General features: G+C 69.8%; 23 protein-coding genes. 14 read left to right on the forward strand and 9 right to left on the reverse strand.

What is annotated here, in order from left to right; translation table 11 throughout:
- Positions 1–2: 2 nt before the first annotated feature.
- The gene (hpnC, locus tag NGJ44_RS05540; RefSeq protein ID WP_251863341.1) at positions 3–842 is read right to left on the reverse strand and encodes a squalene synthase HpnC; all 840 of its coding nucleotides are present in this window, start codon (positions 840–842) and stop codon (positions 3–5) included.
- A 126-nt stretch (positions 843–968) separates the two neighbouring features.
- On the opposite strand from hpnC, the gene alr reads away from it, so the two are divergent.
- The 4 genes from alr to hpaD all read left to right on the forward strand — a co-directional run bounded on the left by alr (position 969) and on the right by hpaD (position 4,664).
- Entirely contained in the window at positions 969–2,096 is a 1,128-nt protein-coding gene (gene alr, locus NGJ44_RS05545; protein WP_251863342.1) for an alanine racemase, read from the forward strand.
- Positions 2,097–2,242: 146 nt separating this feature from the next.
- Positions 2,243–2,962 carry an SDR family oxidoreductase gene (locus tag NGJ44_RS05550; RefSeq protein WP_251863343.1) on the forward strand — a complete coding sequence of 240 codons (720 nt, stop codon included), beginning with the start codon at positions 2,243–2,245 and terminating at the stop codon, positions 2,960–2,962.
- Between the two features lie 76 nt (positions 2,963–3,038).
- On the forward strand, positions 3,039–3,719 hold the full coding sequence (locus NGJ44_RS05555; RefSeq protein ID WP_251863344.1) for a FecR family protein: 681 nt from the start codon (positions 3,039–3,041) through the stop codon (positions 3,717–3,719).
- Positions 3,720–3,815: 96 nt separating this feature from the next.
- Positions 3,816–4,664 (forward strand): 3,4-dihydroxyphenylacetate 2,3-dioxygenase, encoded by an 849-nt coding sequence (hpaD, locus tag NGJ44_RS05560; protein ID WP_251863345.1) that lies wholly within the window; start codon positions 3,816–3,818, stop codon positions 4,662–4,664.
- A 6-nt stretch (positions 4,665–4,670) separates the two neighbouring features.
- On the opposite strand, the gene hpaR is transcribed toward hpaD, so the two are convergent.
- The gene (hpaR, locus tag NGJ44_RS05565; RefSeq protein WP_251863346.1) at positions 4,671–5,105 is read right to left on the reverse strand and encodes a homoprotocatechuate degradation operon regulator HpaR; all 435 of its coding nucleotides are present in this window, start codon (positions 5,103–5,105) and stop codon (positions 4,671–4,673) included.
- A gap of 88 nt (positions 5,106–5,193) precedes the next feature.
- Positions 5,194–5,754 carry a hypothetical protein gene (locus NGJ44_RS05570; protein ID WP_251863347.1) on the reverse strand — a complete coding sequence of 187 codons (561 nt, stop codon included), beginning with the start codon at positions 5,752–5,754 and terminating at the stop codon, positions 5,194–5,196.
- Between the two features lie 115 nt (positions 5,755–5,869).
- Here NGJ44_RS05570 and radA point away from each other — a divergent pair, with 115 nt between their 5' ends.
- From radA to NGJ44_RS05585, 3 genes are all read left to right on the forward strand, one after another.
- Positions 5,870–7,234: a DNA repair protein RadA gene (gene radA / locus NGJ44_RS05575; RefSeq protein WP_251863348.1), complete on the forward strand. Its 1,365-nt coding sequence runs from the start codon at positions 5,870–5,872 to the stop codon at positions 7,232–7,234.
- A gap of 87 nt (positions 7,235–7,321) precedes the next feature.
- The gene (locus NGJ44_RS05580) at positions 7,322–8,095 is read left to right on the forward strand and encodes a sulfite exporter TauE/SafE family protein (RefSeq protein ID WP_251863349.1); all 774 of its coding nucleotides are present in this window, start codon (positions 7,322–7,324) and stop codon (positions 8,093–8,095) included.
- A gap of 177 nt (positions 8,096–8,272) precedes the next feature.
- A complete protein-coding gene (locus NGJ44_RS05585; protein WP_251863350.1) occupies positions 8,273–8,500 on the forward strand; it encodes a hypothetical protein in 228 nt (75 codons plus the stop codon).
- Between the two features lie 139 nt (positions 8,501–8,639).
- On the opposite strand, the gene NGJ44_RS05590 is transcribed toward NGJ44_RS05585, so the two are convergent.
- Positions 8,640–9,596, reverse strand: coding sequence for a 2-hydroxyacid dehydrogenase (locus tag NGJ44_RS05590; RefSeq protein ID WP_053246643.1), 957 nt, complete (start codon positions 9,594–9,596; stop codon positions 8,640–8,642).
- Between the two features lie 91 nt (positions 9,597–9,687).
- Positions 9,688–10,662: a Bug family tripartite tricarboxylate transporter substrate binding protein gene (locus NGJ44_RS05595; protein WP_053246642.1), complete on the reverse strand. Its 975-nt coding sequence runs from the start codon at positions 10,660–10,662 to the stop codon at positions 9,688–9,690.
- A gap of 215 nt (positions 10,663–10,877) precedes the next feature.
- Between NGJ44_RS05595 and NGJ44_RS05600 the strand changes: the two genes are divergently transcribed.
- The 6 genes from NGJ44_RS05600 to garL all read left to right on the forward strand — a co-directional run bounded on the left by NGJ44_RS05600 (position 10,878) and on the right by garL (position 17,514).
- On the forward strand, positions 10,878–11,807 hold the full coding sequence (locus NGJ44_RS05600; RefSeq protein ID WP_251863351.1) for a dihydrodipicolinate synthase family protein: 930 nt from the start codon (positions 10,878–10,880) through the stop codon (positions 11,805–11,807).
- A 47-nt stretch (positions 11,808–11,854) separates the two neighbouring features.
- Positions 11,855–12,670 (forward strand): FadR/GntR family transcriptional regulator, encoded by an 816-nt coding sequence (locus NGJ44_RS05605; protein WP_251863352.1) that lies wholly within the window; start codon positions 11,855–11,857, stop codon positions 12,668–12,670.
- Positions 12,671–12,724: 54 nt separating this feature from the next.
- Complete coding sequence (locus NGJ44_RS05610; protein WP_286012346.1) at positions 12,725–13,837, forward strand: Ldh family oxidoreductase; 1,113 nt, start codon at positions 12,725–12,727, stop codon at positions 13,835–13,837.
- Positions 13,838–13,882: 45 nt separating this feature from the next.
- Complete coding sequence (araD, locus tag NGJ44_RS05615) at positions 13,883–15,628, forward strand: L-arabinonate dehydratase (RefSeq protein WP_251863353.1); 1,746 nt, start codon at positions 13,883–13,885, stop codon at positions 15,626–15,628.
- 95 nt (positions 15,629–15,723) lie between these two features.
- Positions 15,724–16,677 (forward strand): Bug family tripartite tricarboxylate transporter substrate binding protein, encoded by a 954-nt coding sequence (locus NGJ44_RS05620; protein WP_251863436.1) that lies wholly within the window; start codon positions 15,724–15,726, stop codon positions 16,675–16,677.
- A gap of 69 nt (positions 16,678–16,746) precedes the next feature.
- Entirely contained in the window at positions 16,747–17,514 is a 768-nt protein-coding gene (garL, locus tag NGJ44_RS05625) for a 2-dehydro-3-deoxyglucarate aldolase (RefSeq protein WP_251863354.1), read from the forward strand.
- Positions 17,515–17,520: 6 nt separating this feature from the next.
- Here garL and lysA read toward each other — a convergent pair whose 3' ends face one another.
- On the reverse strand, positions 17,521–18,756 hold the full coding sequence (gene lysA / locus NGJ44_RS05630) for a diaminopimelate decarboxylase (protein ID WP_251863355.1): 1,236 nt from the start codon (positions 18,754–18,756) through the stop codon (positions 17,521–17,523).
- Between the two features lie 124 nt (positions 18,757–18,880).
- Between lysA and NGJ44_RS05635 the strand changes: the two genes are divergently transcribed.
- Positions 18,881–19,804: a LysR family transcriptional regulator gene (locus NGJ44_RS05635; protein ID WP_251863356.1), complete on the forward strand. Its 924-nt coding sequence runs from the start codon at positions 18,881–18,883 to the stop codon at positions 19,802–19,804.
- A gap of 125 nt (positions 19,805–19,929) precedes the next feature.
- Here NGJ44_RS05635 and rpsT read toward each other — a convergent pair whose 3' ends face one another.
- The 3 genes from rpsT to murJ form a co-directional block, all read right to left on the reverse strand.
- A complete protein-coding gene (gene rpsT / locus NGJ44_RS05640; RefSeq protein ID WP_251863437.1) occupies positions 19,930–20,193 on the reverse strand; it encodes a 30S ribosomal protein S20 in 264 nt (87 codons plus the stop codon).
- 165 nt (positions 20,194–20,358) lie between these two features.
- Positions 20,359–21,336 carry a FecR domain-containing protein gene (locus NGJ44_RS05645; RefSeq protein ID WP_251863357.1) on the reverse strand — a complete coding sequence of 326 codons (978 nt, stop codon included), beginning with the start codon at positions 21,334–21,336 and terminating at the stop codon, positions 20,359–20,361.
- A gap of 498 nt (positions 21,337–21,834) precedes the next feature.
- Entirely contained in the window at positions 21,835–23,394 is a 1,560-nt protein-coding gene (gene murJ / locus NGJ44_RS05650; protein WP_251863358.1) for a murein biosynthesis integral membrane protein MurJ, read from the reverse strand.
- Positions 23,395–23,397: the final 3 nt, after the last annotated feature.

The raw sequence follows: 23,397 nt of genomic DNA on the forward strand, positions 1-23,397 counted from the left end.
GGTCAGGGCCGTTGTCGGAGGGAGCGCCACAGCATGACGGCCCAGTCTTTGGCGCCCAGTTCGGGGCGGTTCATGAATACATCGTAGCCGCCGCGCTCGATGCGCTCGAGCACGCGCAGGCCGCCCTGCACCACCAGCCGCAATTCGAGGCCGATGCGCCCGGGCAGGCGGCGCGCCAGCGGAGCGCCGAAGTTTAGCAGCGCGCGGGCGCGGCCGATCTCGAACGCCATGAGCTCGCGCCAGCCCGGCGTCAGGCGGCAGGCCGCCAGGTCTTCTTCGGTGACGCCGTGGCGGCGCAGGTCTTGCTGCGGCAGGTAGACGCGCTGCTTGCGCCAGTCCACGCGCACGTCCTGCCAGAAATTCACGAGCTGCAGGCCGGTGCAGATGGCGTCGGACAGTTCGATATTTTCGGGCGTGGCCGCCTGGAACAGATGCAGCATCAGGCGGCCGACCGGGTTGGCCGAGCGCGTACAGTAGTCGGCCAGCGCGTCGTAGTCTTCGTAGCGCTTGACCACGATGTCCTGTTCGAACGCCGACAGCAGGTCGTAGAAGGGCGCGATGGGAAGCTGGTGACGCGCGATGGTGGTCGCCAGGGGGGCGAAGATGCCGGCCAGCGCGGGCGAGCCGGGAGCCGGCCGGCCCCCGGGCTCCGCGCCGATGCGGTGCAGTTCGGCGCGGAATTCCGCGAGCTGGCGCAGCCGCTCCTCGTCCGAGGCCGGACCTTCGTCGGCGACATCGTCCGCCGCGCGGGCGAAGCGGTAGATATCGGTCACGGCGGCGCGCAGCCTGCGCGGCAGGAGCAGCGAGGCGACGGGAAAGTTCTCGTAGTGATCGACGGGCATAGGCGGAATACGGGGCCGGGGCGCAAGACCGGGTTGCCGGCACATTTTAGAGGACGCTTTCGTCATGCCCCCGCTGCCGTGGACGGCAGCGATCAGTTAGACTTAGTCGCCACAGGATCGCACACCATGCCCCGCCCGATTTCAGCCTCCGTTTCCGTTTCCGCGCTTGCTTACAACCTGTCCACCGTCCGGGCCCACCTCGAGCGCTCCGCCGCCGCGGCGGGCGGCGTGCCTCCCTCCATCTGGGCCGTCATCAAGGCCAACGCCTACGGACACGGCATCGAGCAGGCGGTGGCGGGGTTCTCGTCCGCCCAGGGCCTGGCCATGCTCGACCTCGACGAGGCCGTGCGCTGCCGCGAGGCGGGGTGGGGCGGCCCCATCCTGCTGCTCGAGGGCTTTTTCGAGCCGGCCGACCTCGACATCATCGACCGCTACCACCTGAGCACCACGGTGCACAACCGCGAGCAGCTCGACATGCTCGCCCGCGCGCGCCTGTCGCGCCGCGTGGACATCATGCTCAAGCTCAATTCCGGCATGAACCGGCTGGGCTTCAGCCCCGCGTCTTACGCCGCCGCCCACGAGCGCGCCATGCTGCTGCAAAGCCAGGGCGTGCTGGCCTCGGTGGGCAAGATGACCCACTTCGCCTGCGCCGACGGGCCGCAGGGCGTGCACGAGCAGCTCGCGGTGTTCAATTCCGTGACGCATCGCCTGCCGGGTCCGGTCAGTGTCTGCAATTCCGCTGCCACGCTGCGCTTTGCCGACATCGCCATCGGCCCGGGCACGCCGCCTCACTGGGTGCGGCCCGGCATCTGTCTTTACGGCGCTTCGCCGTTCGCCGACGCCGACGCGGCTTCGTTCGGGCTGCGGCCCGCCATGTCGCTGCGTTCCGAGATCATCGCCGTGCAGGAACTGCGGCCCGGCGACTCGGTCGGCTACGGCGCCATTTTTCGCACCGAGCGCGCCATGCGCGTGGGCGTGGTGGCCTGCGGCTATGCCGACGGCTACCCGCGGCATGCCACGACGGGCGCGCCGGTGGTGGTGGCGGGGGTGCGCACGCGCCTGGTGGGCCGCGTCTCCATGGACATGCTCATCGTCGACCTCGACCCCGTCCCCGCCGCCGGCGTGGGCGCGCCCGTTTCGCTGTGGGGCGAAGACGGCCCCTCGGTGGACGAGGTGGCGCAGGCCGCGGGCACCATCGGCTACGAGCTGCTGTGCGCGCTGGCCCCGCGCGTGCCCGTCACCCGCGAAGGCTAGGGCGTGTCCGGCCGGGTCCGCCGGGCCTGTTCGCACCGCGCACATCCGGCCCCGGCTTTGCAGACAGCCGGCGCGCCTTGGTGTCTACTTGCGGTATCGGGCGCCCGGCGTCCGTTTTTCACTCACATCGAGAGAGGTTCCCATCCATGAAGGACAAATGCGTGCTCATCACCGGCGCCACCAAGGGCATAGGCTGGGCGCTAGCTCAGCGCCTGTCCGACATGGGCTGCCATGTGGTCGGCATCGCGCGCAACACGACGGACGTGGATTTCCCGGGCTACCTGTATGCCTGTGACCTGGCCGACGCCGGCCGCACCGAAGAAGTGCTGCGCGAGATCCGCGACAAATTCCCCGTCGATGCCGTGGTCAACAACGTGGGCATCGTGAAGCCGCAGCCCCTGGGCGAGATCGACCTGGCCACGCTCTACAACGTGCTGGACCTGAACGTGCGCGTGGCGGTGCAGGTCACGCAGGCCTTCGTGGAGTCCATGAAAGTGCGCCGCGCCGGCCGCATCGTCAACGTGTGCAGCCGCGCCATCCACGGCGGGCTGGACCGCACCGCCTATTCGGCGGCCAAGAGCGCGCTGGTGGGCTGCACCCGCACCTGGGCGCTGGAGCTCGCCGAATACGGGGTCACCGTCAATGCCGTGGCGCCCGGCCCCATCGAAACCGAGATGTTCCGCGCCACGCGACCGGTCGGCAGCGAAGAAGAAAAACGCGCCCTGGCCTCGGTGCCCATGAAACGCGTCGGCACGCCGGCCGAGGTGGCCGCCGCCATCGCCTTCCTGCTGTCCGACGAAGCGGGTTTCATCACAGGGCAGGTGCTGGGCGTGGACGGCGGCGGCAGCCTGGGCGGGCGCTCCTGAGCCGGGCTGCCGCCGGCCGGAGCGCGCCGGCCGGCGGCAGCCCGGCGCGGATCCCTGCGGAAATCCTCCAGCCGCCATGTCCGCCGACCGCAAACCTCCCCTGGCTCCCGGTTTTCGCGCCGTCGCGCGCGATCGCCTGCGCAAGCTGCGCCGCGCGGCCGGCGCGCTGATCGGCCGGGCGACGCCGCCCGGGGCAGGCGGGCGCGCGCCGGCGTGGCGCATGGCGTTGGCCGCCGGCTGCGCCGTGGCCGCCATTGCGGCGGGGCTGGCCTGGCATGCCAGGCCCAAGGGCGAACCGGACTACGAAGCCATGCTGGAAACCGGCCCCCAGGAGCGCCGCCAGGCGTCCTTGCCCGACGGCAGCCTGCTGGACCTGCGCGCGGGCGCCAAGGCGCTCGTGAGGCTGTATGGCGACCGGCGCGAGGTCGATCTGGAGGCGGGCGGAATCCGTTTCAGCGTTGCGCCCGATCCTGAGCGGCCGTTCCTGGTGCGCGCCGGCGCCGGCGACGTCAGGGTCACAGGCACCGTTTTCGCCGTGCGCCGCGACGCGGACGGCGTGCTGGTCGCGGTGGCGTCCGGCGAGGTGGAGGTCACGGGCGGCCACTGGTGGAACCTGGGACGCGCCGTGCTGCGCGCCGGGCAGGGGCTGAGGGTGCCCGGGTCCGGCGCCATTCTTCCGCCCGTGCCCATGGATATCGAGGCGGCGGGCGCGTTCCCGGTGGCCGCCGCCGTCGCCCCTGGGGTTTCTCGCCGTTGACTTTGCGGGTGCGCCCGTATAATGTTAACTCGTTAACTAAAAACCGGGGCCGCAATCCCGGACCGGCCAGGTCAGGCCCGGCGAGGAGACGACATCATGACCCAGCTCGCACTGGCGGCAAAAGTAACGCATGTGCCGTCCATGTATCTGTCCGAACTGCCCGGCTCTCATCACGGGTGCCGCGAGGCGGCCATCCAGGGGCACCGGGAGATCGGCCGCCGCTGCCGCGAACTGGAGGTGGACACCATCGTCGTGCTGGACGTGCACTGGCTGGTCAATGCGGGCTACCACGTCAACTGCAGCCCGCGGTTCGAGGGCTGCTACACCAGCAACGAGCTGCCGCATTTCATCAAGGATATGCGTTACGCCTACCCGGGCAATCCCGCGCTGGGGCGGCGTATCGCCGAGTCCGCCAGCGCGGCGGGCGTGGGCACGCGCGCCCACGAGATCGCCAGCCTGGAGCTGGAATACGGCACGCTGGTGCCGATGCGCTACATGAACGCCGACGGGCGCTTCAAGGTGGTGTCGGTGGCCGCATGGTGCGCCTGGCATGCGCTGGAAGACAGCCGCCGCTTCGGCGCGGCGCTGCGCGAGGCCATCGAGGCGGGCGAAGAGCGCGTGGCGGTGCTCGCCAGCGGCTCGCTGTCGCACCGCTTCAACGACAACGGCAGCGACGAGGCCGCCATCCACCGCATCAGCCGCGAATTCTTCCGCCAGGTGGACCTGCGGGTGGTGGATCTCTGGCGCGCCGGCAACTGGAAGGATTTCTGCGCCATGCTGCCCGAGTATGCGCGCCTGTGCGAAGGGGAGGGCGGCATGCACGACACCGCCATGCTGCTGGGGCTGCTGGGCTGGGACGGCTACGACCAGCCCGCCGAGATCATCACCGATTACTTCTGCAGTTCCGGCACGGGCCAGATCAACGCCGTGCTGCCCGTGCGTTGAGGCGCCTCAGGGCCGCTTGATGAGCTCCACCATGGCGTCCACGTCCTGGTAGAGGCGGTCGAGCAGTTCCTTGCCGATCTTGGCCTCGAGCTCCTGGTACTTGGCGTCGACCTGAGGGCGCATGCGGTCGATGAGCCGGGCGCTCTTGGGCGTGAGCGAAATTTCCTGGCGGCGCTGATCGGCGCTGGAGCGCGCGCGCCGGATCAGGCCCTGTTCTTCCATGCCCGCCAGCATGCGCGTGAGGCTGGGGCTGAGAATCTGACAGGTGCGGGCGATCTGGTTCGGTTCCATGGAACCCGTTTCGCTGAGCGTGCGCAGGATGCGCCATTGCTGTTCGGTCACGCCGGCCGCGTGCAGCACGGGACGGAAATGCGCCATCAGGGTTTCGCGCGCGTACAGCAACAGGTGCGGGAGATTGCGGTGGTGAAAGCTCGGGCTCATGGCGGGTATGTTAGCAAGAAGCCGCCCGGCGCCCCGGTCCGCGCCCGCCGATTGCCCGCCGCGAAGCGGGCGCGGCGCCGGCGGCGGTTCAGGCCGGCTGCCGGCCGGCAAGCTCTTCCAGATCGTCGGGTAGCCCATAGTCGGGAGCCAGCTCGCGCAGCTCCTGCAGGGCCTCGCGGGCGTCTTCGACCTGGTCGTTCTGCATGAACCCGCGGATGCGCCCGACCAGCTCGTCGATGCGCTCGTCGGAGGCGGCTTCCGGGGCGGTATCCGTTACCGGCGGCGCGTCGGCGGCCGGCCCGGCCGCGGGCTGCGGCGGAACCTGCGCGCCGGCGGGCGCGGCAGCAGGCATGGAAGCGGGTGGGGGCGCGGCGGCCGGTTCGGCGGGGTCGGGCTGCGCGGCGATGGGCGCGCGCGGGCGCGGCGGATTGGCGAGCCGCTCCTCGAGCGCGTCCGTCCATGCGAACATGCCGGCGGCCAGCGCCAGGCATGCCGCGGCGGCCCAGCCCGGGTGCCAGCCCGGCCCGGCGTGCCAGGCCGGGGAACCCGCGGCGTCCGGCGACCCGCGGCCCGCGCCACGGTTGCGATAGAGGCCGCGCCGGTCCAGTTCGTCGTCTTCGTCGAAAGGGGGGCGGTAGGCAGTGCTCATGCGCATGCTCCTGGAGTCCGAGCAGAAAGGCTGCCGCGGTGCGCGTGATCCGATGAATGATTATGCGCGATCGGCGCGGAATCCGGCAGCTTTTTTTGCCGGTAAACTTCCGCGCATGGCCAAAACCCGAACCGTCTATGTGTGCGCCGAATGCGGCGGCACCACGCCCAAGTGGCAGGGCAAGTGCCCGCACTGCAATGCCTGGAATACCCTCGAGGAAACCGTGGAGGCGCCTGCGCAGGCCGCGGGCGGCGCCCACCGCTACGCTCCGCTGGCGTCTTCCAGCTCGGTGCGCAGCCTGTCCGAGATCGAGGCGCGCGAAACACCGCGTCAGCCCACGGGCCTGGACGAGTTCGACCGGGTGCTGGGCGGCGGCCTGGTGGCCGGCGCCGTGGTGCTCATCGGCGGCGATCCGGGCATAGGCAAGTCCACGCTGCTCTTGCAGGCGCTGGCCTCGCTGTCGGCCTCGACCAAGGTGCTTTACGTCACCGGCGAAGAATCGGCCGAGCAGGTGGCGCTGCGTGCGCGCAGGCTGGGCCTGCAGACGGGCAACGTGGACCTGCTGGCGGAAATCCGGCTGGAATCCATCCAGGCCGCGGTGTCGCGGCAGAAGCCGGCGGTGGCCGTCATCGACTCCATCCAGACGCTCTACAGCGGCGAACTGAGCTCGGCGCCGGGCTCGGTGTCGCAGGTGCGCGAGTGCGCCGCGCAGCTCACCCGGCTGGCCAAGCAGACCGGCATCGCCATCGTCATGATCGGCCACGTCACCAAGGACGGCGCGCTGGCCGGGCCGCGCGTGCTGGAGCACATCGTGGACACGGTGCTGTACTTCGAGGGCGATACGCATTCCTCGTTCCGGCTGGTGCGCGCCTTCAAGAACCGCTTCGGCGCGGTCAACGAGCTGGGCGTCTTCGCCATGACCGACCGCGGCCTGCGCGGCGTGGCCAATCCGTCCGCGCTGTTCCTCTCGCAGCATGAGCAGCAGGTGGCCGGTTCCTGCGTCATGGCCACCCAGGAAGGCACGCGTCCGCTGCTGGTCGAAATCCAGGCGCTGGTGGACAGCTCGCACGCGCCCAATCCGCGCCGCCTCACGGTGGGGCTGGAGGGCAACCGCCTGGCCATGCTGCTGGCCGTGCTGCACCGGCATGCGGGCGTGTCCACCTTCGACCAGGACGTGTTCGTCAACGCGGTGGGCGGGGTGCGCATCACCGAGCCCGCCGCCGACCTGCCCGTGCTGCTCGCCATCATGTCCTCGCTGCGCGACAAGCCGCTGCCGCGCGGCCTGATCGCATTCGGCGAAGTCGGGCTGGCCGGCGAGATACGGCCGGCCCCGCGCGGGCAGGAGCGGCTGCGCGAGGCCGCCAAGCTGGGTTTCAGCGTGGCGCTCATTCCCAAGGCCAACGCCCCGCGCCAGCCCGTCGAAGGGCTGGAGATCTGGGCGGTGGAGCGCCTGGACGCGGCCCTGGACAAACTGCGCTGAAACCCGCGTCGCCCGCGCAAGCGCCGGGCGGCGCGTTTCCCCACCCCGAAACCCGCGCGCCGCGGCGCGCTTGCCTGGAGCCTTTCCGTGAGTCTGTACCTCATCCCCGCATGCCTGGCCGCCGGCGGCCTGATCGGTTTCCTCGGCGGGGTGCTGGGCATAGGGGGAGGGCTGATCGCCATTCCGTCGCTGGTGCTGCTCATGGGCATGTCGCAGCAGCTCGCGCAGGGCACGGCGCTCATCATGGTGCTGCCCACCATCATGATGGCGGTACGCAAGTACAACCAGCAGGCGCGCATCGACAAGCGCGTGGCGGCCGCGGGCGCGGCCGGCGCGGTGGTGTTCACCTGGGTGGGCGCGCGGCTGGCGCTGGGCATCGATTCGCGCAGCCTGCGGCTGAGTTTCGCGGTGTTCCTGTTTTTCATCGCGCTGTTCTATGTGTGGCAGACCTGGCGCGCCGGCAAGGCGCCCCGCCGCAAGCCGGCCGCCGGCCCCGCGCCGGCGTTCACGCCGCGCCGCGCCTGCGTGCTGGGCATGCTGTGCGGCACGCTGGGCGGCTTCTTCGGCGTGGGCGGCGCGGTGCTGGCCGTGCCCATCATCACCTCGGTCTTCCGCCTGCCGCAGACCTCGGCGCAGGCGCTCGCGCTGTCGATGGTGATTCCCGGCTCGACCATCGCGCTGGCCACTTACGGATGGGCGGGGCAGGCCGACTGGCTCGTCGGCCTGCCGCTGGCGCTGGGCAGCCTGCTGTTCGTGCCGGTGGGCGTGCGCCTGGCCTACCGGCTTCCTGAAAAAAAGCTGAGAGCATGTTTTGCGGCCATGCTGTTCGCCACGGTGGCGCTGCTGGTGTTCGAGGCCTGAGCTTTCGGATTGATGACGCGGAAATGACGAGGCGTTAACAGCGGAAAAAAAGTGCGCTTGCGTGAACCTTCGGCCGCGGCCGGCCTCCAACGCTTTACAAGGCCGTGCGGCGATGGCGCCGCGCCTTGCGGATGCAAGACCCGCCGGTCTTTCATCGTGTATTCAGGAGCTCATGAAATGACGACTCACTCCCGCATTGCCGCTTTTCTTTCCACCTCGGCCCTGTGCCTGGGCCTGGCCGCCGCGCCGGCGGCCTTCGCAGCCGGCGCCGAGGGCACGGCCAAGGCTTCCGCCTCGAAGTCCCAGACGCACAAGCATCACAAGGCCGGCAAGACCGCCAAGCATGAGCACGCCGGAGCCAAGCAGGCTCCCGCCGCGCCGGCCGCCGCCGCGCCGGCGAAGTAAGCCGCCGCCCGGGCCGCAGGCCCGTTCTCGTTCCTTTGCAAGGTTTTTCCGCGTCCTCGGGCGCGAAAAACGAAAAGCCTCCCGGTATGGGCGCCGGGAGGCTTTTTTCATCCGGGCGGCCGCCCGCCTTGCGCCGGGCTCATTCCGCCGGCGTGATGACCCGGCCGGTTTCGAAGAACGCGCGCAGGTTGTCGAGCATGAGGTCTTCCATGGCCATGCGGGTTTCGCGCGTGGCGCTGCCGATGTGCGGCAGCAGCACCGCGTTGTCGCTCTGGATCAGCGCCTGCGGCACCTTGGGCTCGTGCTCGAACACGTCGAGCGCGGCGCAGCCCAGCTTGCCGGCTTCGAGCGCCGCCACCAGCGCGGCTTCGTCGATGACGGGACCGCGCGCGATGTTCACGATGATGCCCTGCGGGCCCAGGGCTTCGAGCACTTCGCGGTCGACCAGGTGGCGCGTGCCCGCGCCGCCCACCGTGGCCACGACGAGGAAGTCGGCCCATTGCGCCAGGTCTTTGAGCGACGCCTCGTAGCCGTAGTCCGTGTCGGCGCGCGGCTTGCGGTTGTGGTAGCGGACTTCCATGTCGAAGCCGGCGCCGCGCCGCGCGATGGCCAGGCCGATGCGGCCCAGCCCCAGGATACCCAGCTTCTTGCCGCTGACGCGCGTGCCCAGCGGGATGCTGCCATGCACCTGGCCCCATTGCCCCGCGCGCACGAAGCGCTCGCCCTGGCCCATGCGGCGCGCGCCGGCGATGAGCAGCCCCCAGGCCAGGTCCGCCACGCAATCGGTGAGCACGTCCGGCGTGTTGCTGACCTGGATGCCGCGCGCCTTGGCCGCGGCTACGTCGATGGTTTCGTAGCCCACGCCCCAGCTACAGATGGCCTTGAGATCGGGCAGGGCGTTGATGAGCTCGGCGTTCGCGCCGAAGTTGGCGGAGGTGACCACGGCGGTCACGCCCTTGCCGTGCTCGGCCAGGGCCTGCTTGCGGTCGGGGTGCTTCCAGAGTTCGAACACGTCGTACTGCTCGGCCAGGCGCTGGTTGGCCGAAGGGGAGCCGGCCAGCGAGCCGACCTGGATGATGCGATGCTTGGTGGTCATGGTGTGTTGCGTGTGAGTGGCGAAAAGACCATGCTACTTGATCCGCGCTTTCGGGGCGCTGGCGGACGCGGCGCGCCCGCCGCGGGCGGCCTCATTCGAGCTGGATGCCGCTTTTCTGGATGACGTCCTTCCAGCGTTTGACCTCGGCCTGCTGGAAGGCGGCGAACTGTTGCGGCGTATTGGCCACGACTTCGAATCCCAGCCCTTGCAGCGTGGCTTTGACCTTGGGCTCGCCGAGCGTGGCGCGCAGGGCCTCGGAGAGCTTCTGCACCACGTTCCGGGGCGTGCCCCTGGGCACGGCGAAACCTTGCCACGAATACACCACCATGTCTTTGATGCCGGCCTCGGCCAGCGTGGGCACGTCGGGCAGCTCGGGCGCGCGGGACTCGCCGGTGATGGCCAGGGCCTTGAGCTTGCCCGCCTTGATGTGGGTCTGCACCGCGCCCAGGTTCTGGAACGACACGTTCACCTGCCCGCCGATCAGGTCGGCGATGGCCGCGCCGCCTCCGCGGTAGGGCACGTCCACGCCGGTGCTGCCGGTGCGCTGGCGGAACAGCACGGCGGAAAGATGGTCGGATGAGCCCGTGCCCGACGAGGCGTACGACACCTTGCCGGGATTCTTCTTGGCATAGGCCACCAGCTCCGCCACGGTACTGGCGGGAAACGCGGGCGAGGCCACCAGCACGTTGGGATTGCGCACCGCCTGCGTCAGGTACTCGAAGTCCTTGCTGGGGTTATAGGCCAGGCTCTTGTACAGCGCCTCATTGATGGCGAAGGTGCCGATCGAGCCCACCATCATGGTGTAGCCGTCGGGCGTGGCGCGCGCCAGCGCCTGCGCGCCGATGGCGCTGTTGGCGCCCGGCTTGTTCTCGACCACGAAGGTCTGGCCGAGCCGCTGCGACAGGCCGGGCGTGACGGCGCGTGCGGTGATGTCGGAAGACCCGCCCGGCACGAAGGGCACGATCATGGTGACGGGTTTGTCGGGGTAGCCGGCGGCGCGGGCCGCCGGGGCCGCAAGCAGGACGGCGGCGCCGGCCGCGGCGATGGCGTTGATGAGTTTGTTCACGATGTCTCCTGGTTCGCGCGATGGGAATCGGGCCGGCCGCCCGCGCGTGGCGGCCGTCTCTTTGACGGGAGGGCGCGGGGCGGGCCCGGCGCGTGCTCGGACTGTTTCGTGATGCTCGCCTACTTGTTAAACAAATATATGTATTGAGTTGTAGGTTGTCAACCAAGTATACTTTTTCCATCGCACAGCCGCCCGTCCCTTGCAGAGGAGCTTCCATGAAAACCACGCCCGTCACCGCCCAGGACCTGCAGCGTTCGGTCATTGCCGTGCCGCCGCTGGCGCGCCACGAAGACCTGTCCCTGAACGAGGCGGCCAACGGCGCGCTGCTCGCGCATCTGGAAGCGGGCGGGGTGCGCAACGTCATGTACGGGGGCAACGCCAACTTCTACAACGTGGGCGTGAGCGAATACGCGCGCATCGTGGACATGCTGGCCGGGCTGGCGGGCGAAGACACCTGGATCCTGCCCTCGGTGGGCCCCGACTACGGCAAGATGATGGACCAGGCGGCCATCCTGCGTTCGCGCGCCTTTCCGACGGCCATGCTGCTGCCCATGTCCTTTCCCTGGACCGACGAGGGTCTGGCGGCGGGCATCCGCCGCTTCACCGATGCGCTCGGCAAGCCGGCGGTGGTGTATATCAAGTCCGCCGACTATCTCGCGCCGGCCACGGTGGCCCGGCTCATCGAGGAAGGCCGCATCGTGGCGCTGAAGTACGCGGTGGTGCGCGCCGATCCGGCGCAGGACGCCTACCTGTCCGCGCTGCGCCAGGCGGTGGACGCGCGCTGGATCGTCAGCGGCATCGGCGAGCGCCCCGCCATCGCGCACTGGCGCGAGTTCGGCCTGCGCAGCTTCACCTCGGGCTCGGTCTGCGTGGCGCCGCGCGGGTCCATGCGGCTGCTGCGCCTGCTGGGCGCAGGCCGCTACGACGAGGCGGAGGCGGTGCGGCAGCGCTACCTGCCGCTGGAAGACTGCCGCGACGAGGTCAGCCCCATCCGCGTGCTGCACGACGCGGTGACGCTGGCCGGCGTGGCCGACATGGGGCCCATGCTGCCCTTGCTGACCGGGCTCGCGCCCGCGCAGCGCGAGCGGGTGGCGCCGGTGGCGCGCGCGCTGGCGGCCTGGGACCGCGAAGGCGCCGGCGCCTGAACCGCGTGGTCCGCCTCGGTGCGCCGCCGGGCGTTACCATGGCGGCCATGGCAGGTTGGCGATCAGCTCATGCAGGAGGCGCAGTGGTCCGGAACAAGGCGGCAGCGGAAGAAGCGGGACAGGGGGCGGCGCACCCGCCCGAACAGGAGCACGGCGCCCTGGTGCTGGAGCGCGGGCACCGCGTGCGTTTGGCCGACCAGCTCTACGGGCAGATATTCGAGCAGATCGTCTCGGGCAGCCTCAACGTGGGCGACCGCCTGCCCTCCGAGAACGAGATATCCGAACGCTTCGGCGTGTCGCGGCCGGTCGTGCGCGAAGCGCTGCTGCGCCTGCGCGCCGACGGCCTGGTCACGGCCCACCAGGGGCTGGGCACCTTCGTCAGCCACCAGCCCGCGCCACGCCTGAAAACTTTCAGCGATGTGAAGAACGTCAGCGCCTACCTGCGTGCGCAGGAGGTGCGGGTGGCGCTGGAGGGCGACGCCGCGCGGCTGGCGGCCCTGCGCCGCACCGACGAGCAGTTGCAGAAAATCGTGCAGGCGCACGCAGCGTTCGCCGACAGCCTGGCGCGCGGCCAGGTCTCCGCCGAGGCCGACCTGGCGTTCCATGCCAGCATCGCCGAGGCCAGCGGCAACGACTTCTACCTCGGGGTGCTGGAAAGCATCCACGAGTCCATCAGCGGCTTCATGCGGCTCACGCTCAACCTTACCCGCACCGGCTCGCGCCAGCGCGCGCAGCGCGTGGTGGACGAGCATGCGTCCATCCTGGACGCGATCCGGGAGCAGGACGGCGAGCGGGCCCGCATCGCCATGCAATTCCACCTGGGGCAGGCGCGGCACAGGCTCGTTGATCGCGAGCGCGACTGACCGCCGCCGCTTCCCCGCCCATCACCATCAGACAGAGACGAAAAGGAGTACGGAGTGCGAGGAAACGGATCGGGTACGGCGGCGCCGGCGGAACGCGTGCGCGAGCAGATCCTGGCGGTGCTGCAGGCCTGGGGCATGCCCGGCGACCTGGCGCGCATCACGGCGGACCTGATGGCGCAGACCGACCTGCTCGGCATCGATTCTCATGGCATTTCCATGCTGCCGGCCTACGAGGAAAAATGGCGCGCCGGCTCGCTGCGCCTGGACGCGCGGCCGCGCGTGGAACGCGAGAGCGGCGCCAGCGCGCTCATCGACGCCATGGGCGGGCTGGGGTATCCGGCGGCCGCCATGGCCATGAACCTGGCGGTGGACAAGGCCCTGGAATCCGGCGTGGGGGCGGTGTCGGTGCGCAACTCGCATCATTTCGGCGCGGCCGGCGTCTATGCCCGCATCGCCGTGGCGCGCGGCGTGGTGGGGCTGGTCACCAGCAGCGCCAACGGCATCATCATGGTGCCCACGCGCGGCGCCATGCCCATGCTGGGCACTAACCCCATCGCCTTCGGCGCGCCCGCGGCGCGCAACGAGCCCTTTTTGCTCGACATGGCCACCACCACGGTCGCGGCCAACAAGGTCAAGGTGTACGACTTTCTGGGCAAGCCGCTGCCCGAGGGCTGGGCCGTGGACGGGCAGGGCGCGTCGATCCGCGACGCGGGCCAGGCCATGAAAACCATTTTCGAGCGGCCCGAGGGCGGGCTCACGCCGCTGGGCGGCACGCCCGCCATGAGCAGCCACAAGGGCTACGGGCTGGCCATGATGGCGCAGATCCTGGGCGGCACGCTGGGCGGCAGCGCCTTCGCCGCGCGGCGCGCCGCGACGCGCCGGCCGGACGAACCCGACGACGTCGGCCATTTCTTCCTGGCGCTCAACCCCGACGCCTTCCGCGCCTCGGGCTCTTTCGAGTCCGACATGGACGGCCTGATCGACGCCCTGCACGCCACTGCGCCGGCCGACCCCGAAGCGCCGGTGCTGGTGGCCGGCGAGCCCGAGGCCGCCGAGCGCGAGCGCAGGCGCGTGGCGGGCATTCCCATACCGGCCGCGCTGGCCGAGCGGCTGCGCGGCATCTGCGAGCGGGCCGGCGCGCCATACCTGCTGGACGGGCCCGCCTGAACCGCGTCCCGCATGCTTTCATAACCAGAACACAGGATCCGAGACATGAGCCAAGACAAACCCCGCAAAAAACCCGAAGAACTGCGCAGCCACCGCTGGTACGGCGTGAAAGACCTGCGTTCCTTCGGCCATCGCTCGCGCACCGCGCAGATGGGCTATCACCGCTCCGACTACGCGGGCAAGCCGGTGATCGCCATCATCAACACCTGGAGCGACATCAACCCCTGTCACAGCCATTTCCGCCAGCGCGTGGAAGAGGTCAAGCGCGGCATCTGGCAGGCCGGCGGCTTCCCCGTGGAAATGCCGGCGATGAGCCTGTCCGAGCCGTTCCAGAAGCCCACCACCATGCTCTACCGCAACCTGCTGGCCATGGAAACCGAGGAGCTGCTGCGCTCGTATCCGGCCGACGGCTGTGTGCTGATGGGCGGCTGCGACAAGACCACGCCGGCGCTCATCATGGGCGCGGTGTCCATGGACCTGCCCACGATCTTCGTGCCGGCCGGCCCCATGCTGCGCGGCAACTGGAACGGCAACACGCTGGGGTCGGGCTCGGACACCTGGAAATACTGGGCGGAGCTGCGCGCGGGCAACATCACCGAAGAAGACTGGCAGGGCGTGGAAGACGGCATCGCGCGCTCGCCGGGCCATTGCATGACCATGGGCACGGCCTCGACCATGACGTCGGCGGTGGAGGCGCTGGGCCTGTGCCTGTCGGGCTATGCGTCCATTCCGGCGCCGGATTCGCGCCACGCGCAGATGGCCAGCCTGTCGGGCAAGCGCATCGTCGAGATGGTGTGGGAAGACCTCAAGCCCTCCGACCTGCTGACCGAGGCATCCTACGACAACGCGGTGCGCACCGTGCTGGCGCTGTCCGGTTCGACCAACGCCGTGGTGCACCTGATCGCCATGGCGCGGCGCAGCGGTTTCGGGCTGGACCTGGACCGTTTCGACGCGCTGGCGCGCAGCACGCCGGTGCTGGCGAACCTGCGCCCCTCGGGCAAGTACCTGATGGAAGACTTCTATTACGCGGGCGGCCTGCGGGCCATGCTGGCGCAGATGCAGGATCTGCTGGACCTGTCCCAGCGCACCGTGGACGGCTGCACGCTGGGCGGGAACATCGCCGGCGCGCGCATCTTCAACGAAGACGTGATCCGCCCGCGCGGGCAGGCCATCATCGAGCGCGACGGCCTGGCCGTGCTGCGCGGCAACCTGGCGCCCGACGGCGCGGTCATCAAGCCGCCCGCCATGGAGGCGCGGCTGCAGGTGCACACGGGCCGGGCCGTGGTGTTCAAGGACTACAACGACATGGCCGAGCGCATCGACGACCCCGCGCTGGACGTGGACGCCGACAGCGTCATCGTCCTGCAGAACGCCGGGCCGCAGGGCGCGCCGGGCATGCCGGAATGGGGCCAGCTTCCCATTCCGCAGAAGCTGCTCAAGCAGGGCGTGCGCGACATGGTGCGCATCTCCGACGCCCGCATGAGCGGCACCAGTTACGGCGCCTGCGTGCTGCACGTATCGCCCGAATCCTATGTGGGCGGCCCGCTCGCGTTCGTGAAAGACGGCGATCTCATTTCGCTGGACGTGCCGGGCCGCAAGATCGAGCTGCGGGTGTCCGACGAAGAGCTGGCCGCGCGCAAGGCCGCGTGGCAGCCGCCGCAGCCGCGTTTCGAGCGCGGCTACGGAGTGCTGTACCTCAAGCACATCGGGCAGGCCGACACGGGCTGCGATTTCGATTTCCTGCAGACCGGACAGCGGGCCGGCGCGGCCGGCGAGCCCGAAATCCACTGACCCGCGCAGCGGGCGCCACGACAACACAGAGAGGAGACAAAACCATGAAGAACCACGCTACATCCCGCGCGGGACGCCGCCAGGCGCTGCTGGCCATGACCGCCTTCGCGGCGCTGGCCGCGCTGGGCGGCCCGGCTTGCGCCCAGGGCGGGGACTGGCCGTCGCGGCCGGTCAAGCTGGTGGTGCCGTTTCCGCCGGGCGGCAGCACCGACGCCGTGGGCCGCATGCTCGCGGCCGGTCTGTCCAAGGAGCTGGGACAGACGGTGATCGTCGAGAACAAGGGCGGGGCCAACGGCAATATCGGCTCCGACGCGGTCGCCAAGGCCGAGCCCGATGGCCATACGCTGCTGCTTTCGGGCGTGGGCTCCAACGCCATCAACTACGCGCTCTACCAGAGCATGCCGTACCGCGACGCGGATTTCTCGCACATTTCGCTGCTGGCGACCGGCCCCAACGTGCTGGTGGCCAATCCGGAGTTTCCGGCGCGCACCTTCGCCGAGCTCATCAAGCTGGCGCGCGAGAACCCGGGCAAGTACACCCACGCCAGCTCGGGCAACGGCTCCTCGGGCCATCTCGCCATGGAGATGCTGAAGCAGGCGGCCAAGATCGACCTGATGCACGTGCCCTACAAGGGCGGCGCCGCGGCGATCACCGACACCATCGCGGGCCGCGTCTCGGTGTTGTTCCTGAACCAGGACAACCTGCTGCCGCAGGTGCAGGCCGGCAAGCTGCGCGCGCTGGCCGTGGCCAGCGCCAAGCGCAATCCGGCCTATCCCGACACGCCCACCATCGCCGAGTCGGGCTATCCTGGCTTTGCGGCCGAATCGTGGTTCGGCCTGTCGGCGCCGGCCCGGACCCCGCCCGCCGTCATCGAGCGGCTGCACCAGGCTACGGTGAAGGCCCTGGCCGATCCCGCCACGCGGCAGAAGCTCGAAAGCGTAGGCTTCGTGGTGGTGGGCAACGACCCCAAGGCGTTCTCGGCCTTCGTCGGCAACGAGATCGCCAAGTGGGGCGCGGCCGCCAAGGCGTCCGGCGCGCGCATGGACTGAGCTTTTCCCGCCGCGGCCCCGGCCGGCCGCGGCTCTTCGATTCCGCATCCCTGAAAGGCAAATGCAGCAATGAATTCACCGCTACCCAACCGTTTCCGCCAACGCATCCTGGCCCGCGAGCGCCTCATCGGCTTCTGGATGTGCATGGCCAGCCACATCACGGCCGAGGTGGCCGGCCTGGCCGAGTTCGACTGGCTGCTCCTCGACGGCGAGCACTCGCCCAACGACGTGCCCATGTTCCTGCAGCAGTTGCAGGCCTTGCAGGCCAGCGGCAGCGCGCCCATCGGCCGGCCGTCGTGGAACGACCCCGTGGAGATCAAGCGCCTGCTGGACATCGGTTTCTACAACCTGCTGATTCCTTTCGTGGAGTCGGAAGACGACGCGCGGCGCGCGGTGGCGGCCACCCGCTATCCGCCGCAGGGCATCCGGGGCGTGGCCGGCGCGCAGCGCAGCAACCGCTACGGCACCGTGCCGGGCTATCTGCAGACCATCAATGACAACATCTGTGTGCTGGTGCAGATCGAGAGCCGGCCGGGCATCGAAGCCGTGGACGAGATCGCCTCGGTGGAGGGCGTGGACGGCGTGTTCATCGGTCCTTCGGACCTGGCCGCGGCGCTGGGCCATCTGGGCAATCCCGGCCACCCCGAGGTCCAGGAGGCCATCCGCCACCTCTACCAGCGCATCAGCGCGCAGGGCAAGGCAGTGGGCATCCTGGCCCCGGTGGCGGCCGACGCGCGCCGCTACCTCGACATGGGCATGCACTTCGTGGCGGTGGGCACCGACCTGGGCGTGTTCAAACAGGCCACTTTCGCCCTGCGCGAGGCATTTCCCACCTGAACGCGCTCAGCGCGTGTTTTCCAGCGCCAGCAGCTCGTCCACCGTCTGGCGACGGCGGATCAGCGTGGCGCGGTCGCCGTCGAGCAGCACCTCGGCTGCCAGCGGCCGGCTGTTGTAGTTGGAAGACATGGAAGCGCCGTAGGCGCCGGCGTTATGAAAGAACAGCAGGTCGCCCACGCGAGGGCGCGGCAGCGCCTGCTCCGATACCACGCCGCCGGCGTCCTGCGTGAACACGTCCCCGGACTCGCACAGCGGGCCGGCCACGGTCAGCGGCGCCAGGGCGCCGTCGCGCGGCGCATCGCCGCGCGCGTGCACCTCGATGCGGTGGTGGCTGCCGTACATGGCCGGCCGCATCAGGTCATTGAAGCCCGCGTCCACCAGCGCGAAATCGCGCCCGGGGCGGCCGCTCAGCGCATGCACCTCCGCCACCAGCACGCCCGCCTCGGCCACCAGGAAGCGGCCGGGTTCGATTTCCAGCCGCACGGCGTGGCCCAGTTGCGCCTCGATGCGCTTGCGGGCCGCGTCCCATTGCGCGAAGTAGTGCGCGGTGTCGATGCGCGGCTCTCCCTCGCGGTACGGGATCGACAGGCCGCCGCCCGCCGAGATGGCTTCGATGTCGTGGCCCAGCCCCGCCACCGTTTGCACCATGGCGTCGCAGACCTGCGAGAGATGGCCGTAGTCCACGCCCGAGCCGATGTGCATGTGGATGCCGACCAGCTTCAGGCCGTGGCGGCGCACGATGTCCAGCGCCCGTCCGGTGTCTCCGATCCAGATGCCGTGCTTGCTCTGCGGGCCGCCGGTGTTGGTCTTGTTGCTGTGGCCGTGGCCGAATCCGGGGTTGATGCGCAGCCACACGCGATGGCCGGGCGACTGGATGCCCACCCGTTCCAGCATGTCCAGCGAGCCCGCGTTCACGGTAATGCCGTGCTCGCGCACGGCGGCCATGGTGGCGTGATCGATGAGGTCCGCGGTGAAGACGATGCCCTCGGGCTCGCCGCCGGGGCGAAAGCCCGCCGCCAGGCTGCGCTGGATTTCGCCCAGCGACACCGCGTCCACCACCGTGCCCGCTTCCCGCATGAGCTTCAGGATATGGATGTTGGAGCAGGCTTTCTGCGCGTAGCGGAGGGTGTCGAACTGGCGGAGCTGCCCGATGCGTTCGCGGATGACCGCCGCGTCGTAGACCCAGAGCGGGGTGCCGTAGCGTTCGGCGAGGTCGGAAAGCTGGCGGGGATCGAAAGCCATGTCTGATGCGTCTCGGAAAGAAAATGCGCGCCGGTCTTTCCGGCGCGGGAGGGCGCCATCATGACGCGAAATCCCCATGCCGTAAAATGCCTTCTATTAAAGCATTCATTCATATCTGATATACATGAGCCAGCTATCGCACCGGCATGTCGAGCTGTTCCGCGCACTGATGCTCGCCGGCAGCGCCACGCGGGCGGCCGAGTTGCTGCGCACCTCGCAGCCGACCGTGAGCCGCGAGCTGGCCCGGCTGGAGCGCATGCTGGGGCTGGCGCTGTTCGAGCGCGTGCGCGGCCGGCTGCGGCCTACGGCGCAGGCGCTGGCGCTTTACGAGGAAGTGCGGCGCTCGTACACGGGCCTGGAGCGCGTCGCCGCGGCGGCGGCGCGTCTGCGCGCCTTCCACGACGGCCAATTGGCCGTGATCGCGCTGCCGGCGTTTTCGCACTCGATCCTGCCTGGCGCCTGCCGCCGGTTTCACGCGCGCCATCCGGACGCCAGCGTCTCGGTCGAAAACCAGGAATCGCCGGTGCTCGAAGAATGGCTGAGCGCCCAGCGTTACGACCTGGGTCTGACCGAGCGCGATGCCGCGCCCGCGGGCACCCGGCTGGAAACCTTGCTGGAAGTGGACGAGGTATGCGTGCTGCCCGCCGGACATCCCTTGCTGGCGCGGCGGGCCATTGCGCTGCAGGATCTGGCCGGGCAGGCGTTCGTGTGCCTGTCGCCCAGCGATCCGTACCGCCTCCAGATCGACGCGGCGTTCGCGGAGCTGGGCGTGGCGCCGCGTCCGGTGGCGGAAACGCCCACGGCCGTGTCGGTGTGCGCCTTCGTGCGGCAGGGGCTGGGGGCGGCCATCGTCAACCCCCTGACGGCGTTGGACTTCGCCGGACCGCATCTGCACCTGCGGCCGCTGACGCGGTCTTTTCCGTTTCGCGTCGGCATGGTGTTTCCCGAGCACCGGCCGGCCAATTCATTGGCGGCGGACTTCCGCGTGGCGTTGCAGGAAGAAGTCCGGGCCATGCGGGCCGCGCTTGCGCGGCAGGTCTCGGCATAGGGAGCGCCATGGGCGCGGACGGTTCCACACGTGCCCGGCGTTCCCACGCAAAAAAGGATGCCCGCGGGCATCCTTTTTCATTTGCCGTATTCGTGCTGCCCCGGCAGGCGGGGCGGCAGAATGGCTCAGGCCAGCGCCTTGATGGCGGCGGCCAGGCGGCTCTTGTGGCGAGCGGCCTTGTTCTTGTGAATGATGTTCTTGTCGGCCACGCGGTCGATCACGCTGGTGGCCTTCTGGAACACTTCGCCTGCCGCAGCTTTGTCGCCAGCGGCGATGGCTTGACGAACACGCTTGATGGCGGTGCGCAGCATCGAGCGCAGGCTGGAATTGTGCTTGTTGCGCTCGATGGATTGGCGAGCGCGCTTGCGTGCTTGGGCGGTATTGGCCATGTTGCTATATAAGTTGAATTCGGCAAAGACAAAGATTTTAGCAATTCCGCCAGGGAATGCAAGTACAGCCTGCTGAATTTGCACAGACCGGGGCCGCCGCAGACCCTTCGGCGGGCGCTGGGGAGTATACCTCAGGCCGGAAATGACGGGCGGGAGGGCGCAGCCCTAGCCCGCGACGTTGATGGACACGAACCAGGGGGTGTAGCGCCGCACCTCGATGGGCATGCTTTCCTGCAGGGCCGACAGGGCGGCGTCCGTGTTGTCGAGCGGGAAGTGGCCGTACACGGGCAGGCCGCCCGCCGCCATCGAGACGCGCAGCGCGCCGCTGCGGTACGGGCGCAGGGCGGCGATCACTTCGGCCAGCGGCCGGCCGCGCGCGTCGACCCAGCCGTTTTCCCAGGCGGCTTCGGCGGTCAGCTCGGCGCGCGGGGTGTCCATGCGCGCCGCGTCGAAGCGCGCGCCGGTGCCGGCCCGCACCACGCCGTGGGCGCCGGCCATGGTTTCGACCTCGACTTCGTGCTCGTGCACCACCACCACCGTGCGCTGCGCCTGCTGGCGCACCATGTAGCGGGTGCCCAGCGCCCGCACCGTGCCCTGGGCGGTCTGCACCAGGAAGGGGCGGCGCGCATCCGGCGCGACGGCTACCGTGACCGCGCCGTCGAGCAGGCGGACCTGGCGGTAGGCGGGCGTGAAATCCAGATTGACGCGGCTGCGCGCGTCCAGCAGCAACTGGCTGCCGTCGGACAACATGTAGCGGCGGCGCTGGCCGGTGGGGGTGGCGGCGTCGGCCGCTACGCTGCTCAGCGGATAATAGGCGTTGCCCACATAGCCGGCGAAGGCGCCGGTGCAGGCGAGGGCCAGTCCGCCGGCCAGGAAACGGCGGCGCGAGCCCGGAACCGGCGCGGGCGGGGGCGCCTCGGCGTCGGAGGTGGGATAGCCGACCGGATACGCGTCGCCGAGCCGGCCGAACGCGGAGCCGGCCAGCGAACTGCTGAGCTGCTGCCAAGCGTTCTCGTGGCTGGGGTCGGCCGCGCGCCAGGCCAGGAATTCGTCATAATCCTGGGCGGTTGCACGGCCGGACCGCAGCAACAGCAACCAGTTGATTACCTGGTCGGCCACGGGTTTTCCTTGTGCGTAATTCATTCGTGTCCCACGGAGGCGGGTGGGAATCCTGCAATGCCAACTTGTAAATAATAAAGGTTTTTTACCAAAGATTACCGGGTGGCTGTCAATTCTTGACGGAAATTTAAATAAAAAACCGGCGCTGGGCCGGCTTTTTTTGTCGCCGGGCCGCCCCAAGACAAAAAGCGCCCCCCTTGGGGGGGCAGCAAGCCCGCGCAGCGGGCGCGGCGCGGGGGGCCCATTTCATCGCCGGGCCGCCCCAAGACAAAAAGCGCCCCCTTGGGGGGCAGCAAGCCCGCGCAGCGGGCGCGGCGCGGGGGGCCCCATTTCATCGCCGGGCCGCCCCAAGACAAAAAGCGCCCCTTGGGGGGCAGCAAGCCCGCGCAGCGGGCGCGGCGTGGGGGGCCCTTTTCATCGCTGGGCCGCCCCAAGACAAAAAGCGCCCCCTTGGGGGCAGCAAGCCCGCGCAGCGGGCGCGGCGCGGGGCTTCTTTCTTCATGCGGGACGAAAATCCCGCATTCAGCCGCTGCGCGCGCGCCGAAAATCGCGCGGGCGGAAGCCGAACGCGAACAGCATCGAGAAATACACCAGGCCGCTGGCCGCCAGCACGCCGGCCAGGCAGGCGACCCGGCGCCAAGCATGCGCCTGCAGGCCGATCCAGTCGATCCGCTGATCGGCGTAGATCAAAAGCGCAGCCAGGGCGGCCAGGGCCGGCAGCAGGCGCAGCGCAAAGACGGCCCAGCCCGCGCCGGGCCGGTATACCCCGCGCCGGCGCAGGCCCAGGAGCAGCGCCAGCGCATTCAGGCAGGCGCCCAGCCCGATGGCCAGCGCCAAGCCGGCGTGCGAGAAAAGGGGCACGAAGGCGAGGTTCATCAGCTGCGTGAGCAGCAGCACGCCGATGGCGATTTTCACGGGCGTGCGGATGTCCTGCTTGGCGTAGAACCCGGGGGCGAGGATTTTCACCGACAGCAGGCCGATCAGCCCGGCGGAGTAGGCGATCACGGCCAGCCGCGTCTGGCCCACGTCGGCGGCGTCGAAGCGGCCGTAGTGGAACAGCGTGGCCACCAGCCCGTCGGACAGCAGCGCCATGCCGACGGCGGCCGGCAGCCCCAGCAGCAGCACCAGGCGCAGGCCCCAGTCGAGCAGCGCGCTGTAGCCGCCATGGTCGTCGCGCGCATGCGCGGCGGAGAGGCTGGGCAGCAGCACCGTGCCCAGCGCCACGCCCAGCAGGGCGGTGGGGAATTCCATGAGGCGGTCGGCGAAGGACAGCCAGGTCACGCTGCCGGGCTTGAGCCAGGTGGCGATGTTTGTGTTGATGAGCAGCGAGATCTGCGCCACGGATACGCCCAGCGTGGCGGGCGCCATCTGCTTCAGGATGCGCTGCACCGTGGCGTCGCGCCAGGCTTCGCGCACGCGCAGGCTCAGGCGCGGCGTCAGGCCCAGGCGCGCCAGCGCGGCCCATTGCACCGCCAGTTGCGCCACGCCGCCGGCCATCACGCCGACCGACAGCGCATAGATGGGCACGGCCATGATCGGCGCCAGCCACAGGCAGGCGCCGATCATGGCCAGGTTGAGCAGCACGGGCGTGAAGGCGGGCACCGCGAAGCGCCGCCAGGTATTGAGCACGCCCGAGGCGAAGGCGACCAGCGACATGCACAGGATGTACGGGAACATCATGCGCGTCATCCAGACGGCGGCGCCGAATTCGGTTTCGCGGGCCGCGCCGCGCAGGCCGCTGGCCATGGCGGACACCACCCAGGGCGCGGCCGCGATGCCGGCCAGCGTGATGGCCATGAGCGCCAGCGTCAGCAGCAGCGCCACGCGGTCCAGCAGCGTGCGGACGGCGTCTTCGCCGCGGTTGGCGCGCGCCGCGCCGAGTATGGGCACGAACGCCTGGGAAAACGCGCCTTCGGCGAAGAGCCGCCGCAGCAGGTTGGGAATGCGGAACGCGACCCAGAACGCATCGGTGAGCGGGCCCGCGCCGAATGCGCGCGCGACCAGGATGTCGCGGACGAGGCCGGAGACGCGGGAGAGCAGGGTGAGGCCGCTGACCGTGGCCGCGGAACGGAAAAGACTCATGGA

Source organism: Achromobacter sp. Marseille-Q4962 (genome assembly GCF_943737005.1).
GTDB lineage: Bacteria > Pseudomonadota > Gammaproteobacteria > Burkholderiales > Burkholderiaceae_B > Achromobacter.

What these genes read in the sequence shown, in the direction of transcription:
- hpnC (WP_251863341.1), bottom strand. Translation starts at nt 842, where the DNA reads ATGCCCGTCGATCACTACGAGAACTTTCCCGTCGCCTCGCTGCTCCTG.
- alr (WP_251863342.1), top strand. Translation starts at nt 969, where the DNA reads ATGCCCCGCCCGATTTCAGCCTCCGTTTCCGTTTCCGCGCTTGCTTAC.
- NGJ44_RS05550 (WP_251863343.1), top strand. Translation starts at nt 2,243, where the DNA reads ATGAAGGACAAATGCGTGCTCATCACCGGCGCCACCAAGGGCATAGGC.
- NGJ44_RS05555 (WP_251863344.1), top strand. Translation starts at nt 3,039, where the DNA reads ATGTCCGCCGACCGCAAACCTCCCCTGGCTCCCGGTTTTCGCGCCGTC.
- hpaD (WP_251863345.1), top strand. Translation starts at nt 3,816, where the DNA reads ATGACCCAGCTCGCACTGGCGGCAAAAGTAACGCATGTGCCGTCCATG.
- hpaR (WP_251863346.1), bottom strand. Translation starts at nt 5,105, where the DNA reads ATGAGCCCGAGCTTTCACCACCGCAATCTCCCGCACCTGTTGCTGTAC.
- NGJ44_RS05570 (WP_251863347.1), bottom strand. Translation starts at nt 5,754, where the DNA reads ATGAGCACTGCCTACCGCCCCCCTTTCGACGAAGACGACGAACTGGAC.
- radA (WP_251863348.1), top strand. Translation starts at nt 5,870, where the DNA reads ATGGCCAAAACCCGAACCGTCTATGTGTGCGCCGAATGCGGCGGCACC.
- NGJ44_RS05585 (WP_251863350.1), top strand. Translation starts at nt 8,273, where the DNA reads ATGACGACTCACTCCCGCATTGCCGCTTTTCTTTCCACCTCGGCCCTG.
- NGJ44_RS05590 (WP_053246643.1), bottom strand. Translation starts at nt 9,596, where the DNA reads ATGACCACCAAGCATCGCATCATCCAGGTCGGCTCGCTGGCCGGCTCC.
- NGJ44_RS05600 (WP_251863351.1), top strand. Translation starts at nt 10,878, where the DNA reads ATGAAAACCACGCCCGTCACCGCCCAGGACCTGCAGCGTTCGGTCATT.
- NGJ44_RS05605 (WP_251863352.1), top strand. Translation starts at nt 11,855, where the DNA reads ATGGCAGGTTGGCGATCAGCTCATGCAGGAGGCGCAGTGGTCCGGAAC.
- araD (WP_251863353.1), top strand. Translation starts at nt 13,883, where the DNA reads ATGAGCCAAGACAAACCCCGCAAAAAACCCGAAGAACTGCGCAGCCAC.
- NGJ44_RS05620 (WP_251863436.1), top strand. Translation starts at nt 15,724, where the DNA reads ATGACCGCCTTCGCGGCGCTGGCCGCGCTGGGCGGCCCGGCTTGCGCC.
- garL (WP_251863354.1), top strand. Translation starts at nt 16,747, where the DNA reads ATGAATTCACCGCTACCCAACCGTTTCCGCCAACGCATCCTGGCCCGC.
- lysA (WP_251863355.1), bottom strand. Translation starts at nt 18,756, where the DNA reads ATGGCTTTCGATCCCCGCCAGCTTTCCGACCTCGCCGAACGCTACGGC.
- NGJ44_RS05635 (WP_251863356.1), top strand. Translation starts at nt 18,881, where the DNA reads ATGAGCCAGCTATCGCACCGGCATGTCGAGCTGTTCCGCGCACTGATG.
- rpsT (WP_251863437.1), bottom strand. Translation starts at nt 20,193, where the DNA reads ATGGCCAATACCGCCCAAGCACGCAAGCGCGCTCGCCAATCCATCGAG.
- NGJ44_RS05645 (WP_251863357.1), bottom strand. Translation starts at nt 21,336, where the DNA reads ATGAATTACGCACAAGGAAAACCCGTGGCCGACCAGGTAATCAACTGG.
- murJ (WP_251863358.1), bottom strand. Translation starts at nt 23,394, where the DNA reads ATGAGTCTTTTCCGTTCCGCGGCCACGGTCAGCGGCCTCACCCTGCTC.